Consider the following 12,774-nt stretch of genomic DNA (forward strand, 5'->3'; position numbering starts at 1 on the left):
GGCGGTTTTTTCTTAAATCATTTCAGCCCGCGCCAAACTCGTCACCTAATTCACCGGCACGTTGCCTTGCTGTGTGGATGGCACGCATGAACTGCATCTTGACGCGGTCCTGCTCCATGGAGGTCAGTGCGGCGTAGGTGGTGCCCCCTTTGGATGTGACCTGGGCACGCAGGGCCTGTGGCGTCTCGTCGGACGCCTGCAGCAGCGCCGAAGCGCCGGCAAAGGTGCCAACGGCAAGCTTGCGTGCCTGTTCGGGCGAAAGGCCCATATCCGTCCCGGCCTCGATCATGGCTTCCACAAAGTAAAAAACGTAGGCCGGGCCGGAGCCCGAAATGGCGGTGACGGCGTCCAGGTGGGCTTCTTCGGTGAGCCACAGGTAGTCCCCTGTGGGCTTGACCACTTTCTCGACGGCCAGCCTGTCGGCATCTGTCACGGCATCCCGCGCAAACAGCGCCGTCATGCCTTTGCCGACCAGCGCCGGCGTGTTGGGCATGGCGCGCACCACGCGTTCGGTGCCCAGCCAGCGCGCGATGCTGCTGGACCGCACACCGGCTGCCACGCTCAGGTGCAGGGCGGCCCTGGTATGAAAGCGTGTTTGCAGCGCTGCGTCCTTGAAAGTCTGCGGCTTTACGGCCCAGACCACCAGGCCGGCGCTGGCCAGTGGAGCGCCCGGTTTTTCATGCACCTGCACGCCGAATTGCCGGGTGAGCTTGTTGCGTTGCTCCTCAAAAGGCTCGACCACCTGGATCTGGCTGGCTGGCATGCCTTGTTTAAGCAGGCCGCCAATGACGGCGCTGGCCATGTTGCCGCCGCCTATGAAGGCGATGTGTTCGTTGCTTGCGCGGGAAGTGGAGGTCATGCGTTGTCAATCCAAAAATTCAAAGGCCAGCCACTGGCTGATTTGCCGGGAGCTGAAATTGTCGTCGCTAATGAAGACCAGGCTGCGATTTCCGTTGGGCAGTACCGGCCCCCAGGCCATGCCCTCCGTATTGTCCAGACGCTCCAGCCGGAGGCCGGGGCCCGGGCCGGTGAAGGCGGAAAAGTCGGCGATCAGTGTTTTGTCGACCGCGCGGTAGGTGCCGGTCTGCAGGACAGGCGTTGCGAGCGTGTCGGATCCCTGCCGCGTGTCGATGAGGTACAGGCGCAGCGAGTTACCTGCTTGCGGGCCCCATCCGGCCATATAGGCCCGCTCCAGCACCAGCATGCGGTCAGCGTCGAGCATCAGGATTTCCACCACGCCATTGTCCGCATGGGTGGCCGGTGGGACAGGTGCGCGCGGAATGGCGTCGGGCACATACGCGATTTGCCGCAATGCTTTCCCGCTGGCAAGGTCAATTTGGGTGAAGCGGCAGGGCCCGCCCTTCGCTTTCACCGTGGGTACGGGTCCATCTTGACGGAAAGCGTTTTCCATGGCGATCCAGGCTTTCTTGTCATCGGGTGTCAGCGCCAGGCCTTCCAGCGCCAGATTGACGCGCGGCCCCCGGATGAGATGAAACTCAAACATGGGCGGCAGCGTAAATTCGCGAACCATCGTGCCGTCAGCCCGGCTTTCGCGCAGCTCCGGCGCCACGCCCGCCAGGGAGTGCCCCTCGCTGGTCCACAGCAGCGTCTGGCTGGTGGGGCGCCAGCGAATCGCCTCCGGGTCGGGAATCTGGATGCCCCGCAATACGGCCGCATACGCGTCGCCATCGCCTTCGCGCAGGGTGGTGACGCTCAGCAATTCCGGCTGGCCCAGGCTGTTCATGTCCAGCGCGATGCGTGCGGTGTAAAACCGCGCGGGGTTGATGTTGGAGGCGTCGTCGCTGATCAGGTAATACAGGTTGTTGGCGGCGTCGTAGTCAATGCCTGATAGCCCGCCCACCGTGGTGCCCTGGAATTGCAGGCGGTATGGAATGCGGGATTCACCAATCAGGCGCAGGCGTGTATGAGGCGGCGCGGTGGCTGCAGCTGCCGGCTGCGGTGCCCTGGCGCTGGCCAGACCCAGCACTGCGGCTGCGCTGGCCCCAAGGAGCAGCCGGCGCCTGGAGGGTGCTGTGGCATCTGTGACAGAAGGGTTCATGCAGCCAAGTCTAGCGGCCGCGCTTGTGGGAATTGTGACGGCGGTGACAAGCGCAGGGCGCGCAGGCCGCGCCGGGCATCCGTGCTTACTGCAGGACGGTTTGCCGCACTGCCTGTTCCCACCGCGCCATCAGCTCGGCGGCCCGGTCCGCGCCCAGCGTGGGCAAGAACTTGCGCTCGGCGCGCCACATGCCGGAGAGCTCGTCGGTGCTGCCATAGACACCACTGGAGAGCCCCGCCAGGTAGGCGGCGCCCAGTGCGGTGGTTTCAATCACGGCCGGACGGATCACCGGTATGCCGAGCAGGTCGGCCTGGAACTGCATCAGCAGGTCGTTGACGCAGGCCCCGCCATCGACGCGCAGTTCAGCCACGGGGGCCGCGCCGGCACTGACGGCGTCTCGGCTCATGGCCTGCAAAAGGGCGGCGCTCTGGTAGGCAATGCTTTCGAGCGCAGCGCGCGCAATGTGGGCCACCGTGGTGCCGCGTGTCAGGCCGGTGATGGTTCCACGCGCATCCGGTTTCCAGTAGGGCGCGCCCAGGCCGGTGAAGGCCGGCACCACCATCACGCCACCCGAGTCGGGCACGCTTTCGGCCAACCCCTGCACTTCGGCGCTGCCCTTGATGGCGTGCAGGCCGTCGCGCAGCCACTGCACCACGGCGCCGCCGACGAAGACGCTGCCTTCGATGGCGAACTGGGTTTGGGCTGTTACCTGGGCTGCGCTGGTGGTCAGCAGGCCGTTGCGCGAGGTTTGAAATTGATTGCCCGTGTGCATCAGCATGAAGCAGCCGGTGCCGTAGGTGTTTTTCGCCATGCCGGCCTTGAAGCAGGCCTGGCCGAAGAGCGCGCTTTGCTGGTCGCCGGCGACGCCGCCAATGGCAATGGCGTGACCCAGCAGGTCGGGCTTCACCTCACCGTAATGCGCGCTCGACGGCAACACCTTGGGCATGAGCGAGGCCGGGATGCCCAGCAGCTCCAGCAGTTCGTCGTCCCACTGGTTGGTATGCACATTGAACAGCATGGTGCGGGACGCGTTGCTGACGTCGGTGGCATGCAGCGCGCCGCCGGTGAGCTGCCACATCAGCCAGCTGTCGATGGTGCCAAAGGCCAGCTCGCCGCGCTCGGCTTGCGCACGCGCGCCGGGTACGTTGTCAAGCAGCCATTTGAGTTTGGTGCCGGAGAAGTAGGCGTCGATCAGCAGGCCGGTTTTGGACTGGATCAGCTTTTCCTTGCCCTGCTCGCGCAACGCGGCGCAAGTGGCTTCGGCGCGCCTGTCCTGCCAGACGATGGCGTGGTGAATCGGCTGGCCGGTTTTGCGGTTCCAGACTGCGGTGGTTTCCCGCTGGTTGGTGATGCCCAGTGCGCGGATGTCGCCGGCCTTGATGTTCGCCTTGACCAGCACTTCGCGCGCCGTCGCCAGCTGGGTGCGCCATATCTCATTGAGGTCGTGCTCGACCCAGCCGGGCCTGGGGTAGATTTGCGGCAGCTCTTGCTGAGCCAGGGCCACGATGTGGCCATGTTCGTCAAACACGATGCTGCGGGAGCTGGAGGTTCCCTGGTCGAGTGCGAGAAGGTATGTCATGCGCTGGAGTGTATGAAAGGGTGGCAGGCGCGCACAAGTGCGCGGGGCTCAGGAATGGGCCACTTCACAGTTGACGTCCGCCTCTTCCAGCAAGGTTGGAAACGGCTCGGGCGGGGGCATGTCGGTGAACAGCCGGTCAATTTGGGAGAGCGTGGCCAGCTCCACCATGGCAGGCCGGTTGAACTTGCTGCTGTCGGCTGCCAGCCAGACTTCGCGGGCATGCTCGATGATGGTCTGGGCAACTTTGACTTCGCGGTAGTCAAAGTCGCGCAGGGAACCGTCGGACTCGATCCCGGAGATGCCGATGACGGCGATGTCGACCCGGAACTGGCGTATGAAGTCGACCGCCGCCTCGCCCACGATGCCTCGGTCGCGCGCACGCACCACGCCGCCCGCCACGATGACCTCGCAATCGGTATTGCCGCACAGGATGCCCGCCACATTCAGGTTGTTGGTGATGACCCGCAGCCCCTTGTGGTGCAGCAGGGCCTTGGCGATGGCTTCGGTGGTGGTGCCGATATTGAGGATCAGCGAGCAGTCGTTCGGAACACGCCTGGCCACTGCGCGCGCGATGCGGGCCTTGCCTTCGGCATGAAGGCTTTCACGCTGGCGGTGCGCAATGTTTTCGATGGTGGAACTGGGCACCCGCACGCCGCCGTGAAAACGCGTCAACAGGCCGGCTTCTGACAGGCGCTGCACATCCCGCCGGACGGTCTGCAGGGTCACGTCCAATTTTTCTGCAAGCTGCTCGACGGAGGCCGACCCGTGGGTTCGCACGACGTCAAGGAGCTTGATTTGCCTGGGATTGGAGTTCACGCGGATTCAAGTTTGAGGGAATCGTGGAGGTCTGGAAACTTTATATCGAAACAAAAGGAAACAGATAAGGGAAAACAAGTAGATAAAACAATCATAAAAGAAGAAAAATAGAAAAAAACCGAACTTCATTCCAAGTCTCGCCGGGAGCCTCTCTCTTGTTTATTGCTTCTTTTTGTTTGACTGCCGCCGCTTTGACACCGAGGCGTCACCGTCATTTCGGGCCGCTGCGGCGTTTGTGCCATGGCGTGGTGTATGGGAAGGGCGCGTGATGCAGCTGGCCCTGGACCGCATCAGCAAAAAAGTCGGGGCCGAACAATGGCTTTACGAGCTGAACCTGGCGCCGCGCAGCGGCGAAGTGACGGTGCTGCTGGGGGCGACGCAGGCCGGAAAAACCAGCCTGATGCGCATCATGGCGGGCCTGGATGTTCCTACGCATGGGAAAGTCCTGGTGAACGAAATTGACGTGACCGGCATGCCGGTTCGTGAGCGCAATGTCGCCATGGTCTACCAGCAGTTCATCAACTATCCCTCGCTGCGGGTGGCGGACAACATCGCTTCGCCCCTCAAGTTGCGCGGCGAAAAGAACATTGACCAGACGGTGCGAAAACTGGCCGAGCGCCTGCATATCGAGATGTTTCTGGACCGCTACCCTGCGGAGCTGTCGGGCGGGCAGCAGCAGCGGGTGGCCCTGGCGCGTGCACTGGCCAAGGGGGCTCCCCTCATGCTGCTGGACGAGCCATTGGTTAACCTGGACTACAAGCTGCGCGAGGAACTGCGTGAAGAGCTGACCCAGCTTTTTGCAGCCGGCGATTCCACCGTGATCTACGCCACCACCGAGCCTGGCGAAGCCCTGTTATTGGGGGGCTACACCGCCGTGATGGACGGTGGGGAGCTGCTGCAGTACGGCCCGACCGCCGATGTCTTCCACTCGCCGCGGTCCTTGCGCGTTGCGCGTGCCTTCAGCGACCCACCGATGAACCTGATGGCGGCACTGCCCTTGGCGCAAGGCCTGCAGCTGGCGGCAGGGCCCACCCTGGCGCTGGCCTTGCCCGATGCGCCGGCGCAAAGCCTGGCCACCCTCACGGCCGGTGTTCGCGGGAGTGCCCTGCGCGTCGAAAAGCGTGAGGGTGATGTGGCGTTGCCGGGAAAGGTCGAGTTGGCCGAAATTTCGGGCTCCGACACTTTTGTCCACGTTGCCACGGCGGTGGGTGAGCTGGTGGCCCAACTGACCGGCGTGCACTACTTCGAGCTGGGTGCGCCCATCACCTTGTTTCTCAGCCCCGCCCAGGTGTATGTCTTTGATGCGACCGGTGCCTTGCTTTTGGCGCCAGAGCGCAAGGGAGGACTTGCATGAAGCACCTTTTTGCAACGACTTCTGTGCTGCGGAGGCCTTATGGCGCGTATTGATCTCGACCTGGCCCATGCCTACCGGCCGAATCCGCGCGAAGACAGCGACTACGCGTTGCTCCCGCTCACCATGAGTTTTCGCGATGGCGGCGCTTATGCGTTGCTGGGCCCGTCGGGCTGCGGCAAGACCACCATGCTGAACATCATGTCGGGCTTGCTGGTGCCGTCGCAGGGCACAGTCAAATTCGACGGGGTGGATGTGACACATGCGACGCCGCAGCAGCGCAATATCGCGCAGGTGTTCCAGTTCCCGGTGATCTACGACACCATGACAGTGGCTGAAAATCTGGCGTTTCCGCTGCGCAACCGCAAGGTGCCGGAAGATCAGATCAAAAAACGCGTCGGTGAAATTGCCGAGATGCTGGACATGAGCGGCCAGCTCAACCACCGCGCGGCTGGGCTTGCGGCAGATGCCAAGCAGAAGATCTCGCTGGGCCGCGGCCTGGTGCGGCCTGACGTGTCGGCCGTGCTGTTTGACGAGCCACTGACGGTGATTGACCCGCACCTGAAATGGCAGCTGCGGCGCAAGCTCAAGCAGATTCACCATGAACTCAAGCTGACCCTGATTTATGTGACACACGACCAGGTGGAGGCGTTGACCTTTGCCGAAGAGGTGGTGGTCATGACGCGCGGCCGCGCTGTGCAGACCGGCTCGGCCGATGCGCTGTTTGAGCGCCCCCGCCATACGTTTGTAGGCCACTTCATCGGATCGCCCGGCATGAACTTCTTGCCGGCCACCGTCGTCGGTGGCGCGCTGCGCGTCGCGGAGCGGCCGTTGGCGCTGCCACCTGAACGAGCCATGCCCGACGGCGAGCTCAAGCTGGGTGTGCGTCCTGAATACGTGGTGAAGACGGCACCGGGTGACCCGGCGGCGCTGCCATTCACTGTCACGCTGGTGCAGGACATCGGAACCCACTGGATGCTGACGGCCCGGATCGGCGAACACACCCTGAAGGCCCGGTTGAACCCGGCTTCTCGCGCGCCGCAGGTGGGTGAGGAAGTCTGGCTGCAAGTGATGGGGCCGCATACCTGCCTTTACCTCAATGATGAATTGGTGGAAGCATGAGCGCAGCGCAGAATCGCTTCAAGCAAGCGTCCGCCCCCTCGGGGGGCAGCGTAGTACACGCAGTGACAAGCGTGGGGGTAAATCCATGAGCACCACAACCAAACCGGTGAATCAAAAAGCATGGCTGCTTGTCTTGCCGGTCATCATCTGTGTGGCGTTTTCCGCCATCCTCCCGCTCATGACGGTCGTCAACTACTCGGTGCAGGACATCATTTCGCCTGAGCGGCGCGTGTTTGTCGGAACTGAGTGGTTTGCATCGGTGATGCGCGACGAAGAACTTCATGCGGCCTTGTGGCGGCAGCTCACATTTTCGCTGGCAGTGCTGGCAGTCGAGATCCCCTTGGGCATTGCGCTGGCGCTGTCCATGCCCGCTCAAGGCTGGAAGGCCTCGCTGGTGCTGGTGCTGGTGGCGTTGTCGCTGCTGATCCCCTGGAATGTGGTGGGCACTATCTGGCAGATCTATGGACGGGCCGACATCGGCCTGCTGGGGGCCATGCTGCAGAAAATGGGGTTTGACTACAGCTACACCGGCAACGCCGTGCATGCCTGGGTGACGGTGCTGCTGATGGACGTGTGGCATTGGACGCCGTTGGTGGCGCTGCTGGGCTACGCAGGCTTGCGCTCCATTCCCGACGCTTACTACCAGGCCGCGCGCATCGACGGCGCCAGTAAATTTGCGGTGTTCCGTTATATCCAGCTGCCCAAGATGCGTGGCGTGCTGATGATTGCCGTGTTGCTCCGCTTTATGGACAGCTTCATGATTTACACCGAGCCTTTTGTGTTGACGGGCGGCGGGCCGGGCAATGCCACGACATTCCTGTCGCAATACCTCACGCAAAAAGCCGTCGGCCAGTTTGACCTGGGCCCGGCAGCGGCTTTCTCGCTGATTTACTTTTTGATCATCCTGCTGCTGTGCTTCATCCTCTATAACTGGATGCAGCGTGTCGGCACGCAAGAGAAGGAGGGCGTGGAATGAACTCACCAAACACTCCAAAATTTCAGGCGCGCACGCTGTTCCTGATCGCGTACATCTTGTTTGCGCTCTTGCCCATCTACTGGATGGTCAACATGAGCTTCAAGACGAATTCTGAAATTCTGTCGAGCTTCTCGTTCTTTCCCCAGGACTTCACCTGGAACAACTACAAGACCATCTTCACCGACCCGTCCTGGTATTCGGGCTATATCAATAGCCTGATTTATGTGGCTATCAATACCGTGATTTCGGTCACTGTGGCCCTGCCGGCCGCCTATGCGTTTTCGCGGTACAGCTTTTTGGGCGACAAGCATGTGTTCTTCTGGCTGCTGACCAACCGCATGACGCCGCCGGCAGTGTTTTTGCTGCCCTTCTTCCAGCTCTACACCACGGTGGGGCTGATGGACACCCACATCGCGGTGGCCCTGGCGCATCTGCTGTTCAACGTGCCGCTGGCGGTGTGGATCCTGGAAGGTTTTATGAGCGGCATCCCGCGCGAGATTGACGAGACCGCGTACATCGACGGTTATTCCTTCCCGCGCTTCTTCGTGCGTATCTTCCTGCCGCTGATCAAGGCCGGTGTGGGTGTTGCAGCCTTCTTCTGCTTCATGTTCAGCTGGGTCGAGCTGCTGCTGGCGCGCACGCTTACCAGCGTCAATGCCAAGCCCATCGTCGCGACCATGACGCGCACTGTGTCGGCTTCAGGTATGGACTGGGCAACGCTGGCGGCAGCCGGAGTGTTGACCATCGTGCCGGGCGCCATCGTGATCTGGTTTGTGCGCAACTACATCGCGAAGGGTTTCGCGATGGGCAGAGTTTGATGCACCCCCGAAGCGCCTTCGGCGCCTCCCCCTCAAGGGGGCGCCCCCTGCGGCCCGGCAAAGCCGGTTCCGCGATGGCACTTGAATGGGGTCAGATTGGGGTGGCTGCGGCCATTGCGTTTAAGGAGATGAAAGATGTTTGACTGGATGGCCTGGACGACGCCTGTGGCAATTTTCTTTACGTGCATCGTGCTGATGCTGGTGGGCATGACGGTATGGGAATTGAAATCTCCGACAACGATGCGGCGCGGTTTTTTGCCGCTGGAAACCACCCGCGGCGACCGGCTTTTTATTGGCCTGCTCAGTGCGGCCTATGTCAACCTCATCTTTGTGGGCATCAGCGGCAAGCTGGCCGGGTGGCTGGGCCTGGACGGCGATCCGTCGATCTGGATCAGTTTTTTACTGTCGATGGCCCTGCTCGCGTTTGTCATGCGCAAGGGATAGAAATCAAAAAAGGAACCCGGCTCATATTCCCCGGAGCCGAACAAGCCTTCAACCACGGGGAGTGAACCAATGAGGAGACAAATCATGAAGATGCGTTATACGGCCCTGGCAGTGGCCGCAGTGTGTGCCATGGCCAGCCCGGGGTGGGCCGACGAGGCGGCTGCCAAGAAGTGGATTGACAATGAATTCCAGCCCTCTACCCTGAGCAAGGACAAACAGCAGGCGGAAATGAAATGGTTCATTGACGCGGCCAAGAAACTGCAGGCCAAGGGCGTGAAGGAAATCTCGGTCGTGTCCGAGACCATCACCACCCATGAATACGAATCGAAGACGCTGGCCAAGGCCTTCGAGGAAATCACCGGCATCAAGGTCAAGCACGACCTGATCCAGGAAGGCGACGTGGTCGAGAAGCTGCAGACTTCCATGCAGTCCGGCAAGTCGATTTACGACGGCTGGATTTCCGATTCCGACCTGATCGGCACCCACTACCGCTATGGCAAGGTGATGAACCTGACCGACTACATGGCGGGCAAGGGCAAGGAATACACCAATCCGGGCCTGGATCTCAAGGACTTCATCGGTACCAAGTTCACCACCGGCCCGGACGGCAAGCTGTATCAGCTGCCCGACCAGCAGTTTGCCAACCTGTACTGGTTCCGCGCCGACCTGTTCGCGCGCAAGGACTTGCAGGACAAGTTCAAGGCCAAATACGGTTACGAGCTGGGCGTGCCGCTGAACTGGAGTGCCTATGAAGACATCGCCGAGTTCTTCACCAACGACGTGAAGACCATCGACGGCAAGCCGATTTACGGTCACATGGACTACGGAAAAAAGGATCCATCGCTGGGCTGGCGTTTTACGGATGCATGGCTCTCGATGGCCGGTACGGCCGACATCGGCACACCCAACGGTTTACCCATCGACGAATGGGGCATTCGGGTGGCGGCCGACAAGTGCACGCCCGTCGGCGCCTCGGTGGCGCGAGGCGGCGCGACCAATTCACCGGCTGCTGTTTACGCGCTGACCAAGTACGTGGACTGGATGAAGAAGTACGCGCCCAAGGAAGCCACCGGCATGACCTTCGGGGAAGCTGGCCCGGTGCCGGCCCAGGGCCAGATCGCCCAGCAAATCTTCTGGTATACGGCCTTCACCGCCGACATGACCAAGAAGGGTCTGCCCGTGGTGAATGCCGACGGCACGCCGAAGTGGCGCATGGCTCCCGGCCCCAATGGGCCGTACTGGAAGCAAGGCATGCAGAACGGCTATCAGGACGTGGGTAGCTGGACCTTCTTTGCCGCGCATGACGAGAACAAGACGGCAGCCGCCTGGCTTTATGCGCAGTTCATCACCGCCAAGACCACCTCGCTGAAAAAGACCATCGTCGGCCTCACGCCGATCCGCGAGTCGGATATTCAGTCCAAGGCGATGACCGACATGGCGCCCAAGCTGGGCGGCCTGGTGGAGTTCTACCGCAGCCCCGCCCGAGTGGCCTGGTCGCCGACTGGCACCAACGTGCCTGACTATCCCAAGCTCGCGCAGTTGTGGTGGAAGAACGTGGCGCAGGCTGTGACGGGCGAAAAGACGCCCCAGGCCGCCATGGACACTCTGGCAGGCGAGATGGACGACGTGATGGGGCGCCTGGAGCGAGCCGGCATGGCCAAGTGCCCGCCTAAACTCAACCCCAAGGGAGATCCCGCCAAATGGCTGAGCGACAAGGCCGCCCCCTGGGCCAAGCTGAGCAATGAAAAGCCCAAGGGCGAAACCATCAACTACGACAAGCTGCTGCAGGCCTGGAAAGACGGGAAAGTACGCTGATCGGATGGCCGTGCGGTGCGCGAGCGCTGCACGGCTTTTTTTTCTGGATTCAGGTTATTGCAACAAGCGCAGGGTAAGCTCGGCGCACTTTTTACCAATGGGTTTGTATGGAAACGGGAAGCAAAGCCCATGACGACTGAATTAGCGCCCGCGCAGACGCGGCGCCAGGATTTAATGGCCCGGTTTGCCGAGCCGCACCACTACGACATCGCGATCATTGGCGGCGGCGCTACCGGCCTGGGAGTCGCACTGGATGCGGCCGCCCGCGGGTTTTCCGTCGTGCTGGTCGAATCGCACGACTTTGCCAAGGGCACATCGTCCCGCGCCACCAAGCTGGTGCATGGCGGTGTGCGCTACCTCGCGCAGGGCAATATCTCGCTGGTGCGTGAGGCCTTGCATGAACGCACCACGCTGCTGGCCAACGCGCCGCATCTGGCGCAGCCCTTGCCCTTTGTCATGCCTTCCTACAAGTTCTGGGAGGCGCCGTTCTACGGTATCGGGCTCAAGATGTATGACGCGCTGGCTGGCAAGGCGGGTCTGGGCGCCACGGAATTCCTGAACCGGCAAGAAACTCTTGCCTGCCTGCCGACAGTGCAGGCTCAAGATCTCAAGGGCGGCGTCAAGTACTGGGATGGCCAGTTTGATGACGCGCGGCTGGCGTTGGCGCTGGCCCGCACGGCGGCGCGGCAGGGTGCGTTGCTGGTGAATTACTGCGCGGCAACGGGCCTGATCCATGAGGGCGGCAAGCTGGTCGGCCTGCATGCGCGCGACCAGGAAACAGGCCGTACGTTTGAGCTCAGGGCAAATTGCGTGGTGAACGCGGCGGGTGTCTGGGTGGACCAGTTGCGGCTGCAGGATGGACAGGCCATAGGCCGCGACGCCAAGCCCATGGTGGCACCCAGCCAGGGTGTTCATATTGTGGTGGATCGCTCGTTTCTGCCTGGCGACCACGCCCTGCTGGTGCCCAAGACGGCCGACGGCCGGGTGCTGTTTGCAGTGCCATGGCTAGGTAAAACCATTTTGGGAACCACGGACACGCCGCGCCACGACCTGGCGCGTGAGCCGTTGCCTTTCCGGGAAGAAGTCGACTTCATCTTGCGCGAATCAGCCCGCTACTTGAGCCGGGCTCCCGGTCCGGCTGACATCAAAAGCATCTGGGTGGGATTGCGGCCCCTGGTCAAGCCGCCGGATGAGGATGCCGGAAGCACCCAGGCGTTGTCGCGTGAGCACACGGTGCTGGTCAGCAAAAGCGGCCTGGTCACGGTGACGGGAGGGAAGTGGACCACTTACCGGGCGATGGCGGAAGACGTGCTGGACAAATGTTTTGGCGCGGCGTTGCTGCCAACACGCGGGGCCGGCGTCACCACAAACTTGAAGTTAGTTGGCGCTCACAATTCGAATCACAAAATCAGCGAGGCGCCAGGGGCTCATCTGTATGGCAGCGAGGCGTCGGCCATGGAAAACCTGCCGGGTGCCAGCCGCGAGTTAGGCGGTGGGCTGACGGAGGCAATGGTGCGTTTCGCTGCGCGCCATGAATATGCCCGCACCGTTGAAGACGTGCTGGCACGGCGTTCCCGTCTGCTGTTTCTCGACGCGGCACTGGCCAGAACCCTGGCGCCGGAAGTAGCCACTCTGCTACAGCAGGAAAACGGCGTGGATCCCCAGCTGGACGAATTCCTGACGCTGTGTGGCCAATACCTCAGCCTGCCAGCCTGAATTGCCGCCAGTTGCCGTCCTGCAAAGGAGGCGGGCGAAATTGGATGCCCGGGCAGATTTTTGCTCTCTTTTTGATAG

General features: G+C 62.0%; 11 protein-coding genes. 7 read left to right on the top strand and 4 right to left on the bottom strand.

Annotated features, from left to right (window positions below; translation table 11 throughout):
- Positions 1–22: 22 nt before the first annotated feature.
- The 4 genes from proC to AC1DYQ_RS12900 form a co-directional block, all read right to left on the bottom strand.
- Positions 23–859, bottom strand: a complete 837-nt coding sequence (gene proC, locus AC1DYQ_RS12885; RefSeq protein WP_477687122.1) for a pyrroline-5-carboxylate reductase — start codon at positions 857–859, stop codon at positions 23–25.
- 6 nt (positions 860–865) lie between these two features.
- On the bottom strand, positions 866–2,059 hold the full coding sequence (locus AC1DYQ_RS12890) for an esterase-like activity of phytase family protein (RefSeq protein WP_477687123.1): 1,194 nt from the start codon (positions 2,057–2,059) through the stop codon (positions 866–868).
- A gap of 85 nt (positions 2,060–2,144) precedes the next feature.
- Complete coding sequence (glpK, locus tag AC1DYQ_RS12895) at positions 2,145–3,638, bottom strand: glycerol kinase GlpK (protein ID WP_477687124.1); 1,494 nt, start codon at positions 3,636–3,638, stop codon at positions 2,145–2,147.
- 48 nt (positions 3,639–3,686) lie between these two features.
- Positions 3,687–4,454 (bottom strand): DeoR/GlpR family DNA-binding transcription regulator, encoded by a 768-nt coding sequence (locus tag AC1DYQ_RS12900; protein WP_477687125.1) that lies wholly within the window; start codon positions 4,452–4,454, stop codon positions 3,687–3,689.
- A 268-nt stretch (positions 4,455–4,722) separates the two neighbouring features.
- On the opposite strand from AC1DYQ_RS12900, the gene AC1DYQ_RS12905 reads away from it, so the two are divergent.
- The 7 genes from AC1DYQ_RS12905 to AC1DYQ_RS12935 all read left to right on the top strand — a co-directional run bounded on the left by AC1DYQ_RS12905 (position 4,723) and on the right by AC1DYQ_RS12935 (position 12,696).
- On the top strand, positions 4,723–5,808 hold the full coding sequence (locus AC1DYQ_RS12905; RefSeq protein ID WP_477687165.1) for an ABC transporter ATP-binding protein: 1,086 nt from the start codon (positions 4,723–4,725) through the stop codon (positions 5,806–5,808).
- 39 nt (positions 5,809–5,847) lie between these two features.
- Positions 5,848–6,927 carry an ABC transporter ATP-binding protein gene (locus AC1DYQ_RS12910; protein WP_477687126.1) on the top strand — a complete coding sequence of 360 codons (1,080 nt, stop codon included), beginning with the start codon at positions 5,848–5,850 and terminating at the stop codon, positions 6,925–6,927.
- 85 nt (positions 6,928–7,012) lie between these two features.
- On the top strand, positions 7,013–7,903 hold the full coding sequence (locus tag AC1DYQ_RS12915) for a carbohydrate ABC transporter permease (RefSeq protein WP_477646620.1): 891 nt from the start codon (positions 7,013–7,015) through the stop codon (positions 7,901–7,903).
- Entirely contained in the window at positions 7,900–8,721 is an 822-nt protein-coding gene (locus tag AC1DYQ_RS12920) for a carbohydrate ABC transporter permease (RefSeq protein WP_477687127.1), read from the top strand. The genes AC1DYQ_RS12915 and AC1DYQ_RS12920 overlap by 4 nt, the downstream gene beginning before the upstream one ends.
- A gap of 135 nt (positions 8,722–8,856) precedes the next feature.
- Positions 8,857–9,165 (top strand): DUF2160 domain-containing protein, encoded by a 309-nt coding sequence (locus tag AC1DYQ_RS12925; RefSeq protein WP_477687128.1) that lies wholly within the window; start codon positions 8,857–8,859, stop codon positions 9,163–9,165.
- 84 nt (positions 9,166–9,249) lie between these two features.
- Positions 9,250–10,980, top strand: a complete 1,731-nt coding sequence (locus AC1DYQ_RS12930) for an ABC transporter substrate-binding protein (RefSeq protein WP_477687129.1) — start codon at positions 9,250–9,252, stop codon at positions 10,978–10,980.
- Positions 10,981–11,109: 129 nt separating this feature from the next.
- A complete protein-coding gene (locus tag AC1DYQ_RS12935; RefSeq protein ID WP_477687130.1) occupies positions 11,110–12,696 on the top strand; it encodes a glycerol-3-phosphate dehydrogenase/oxidase in 1,587 nt (528 codons plus the stop codon).
- Positions 12,697–12,774: the final 78 nt, after the last annotated feature.

Source organism: Polaromonas sp. P1_F4, from assembly GCF_056405675.1.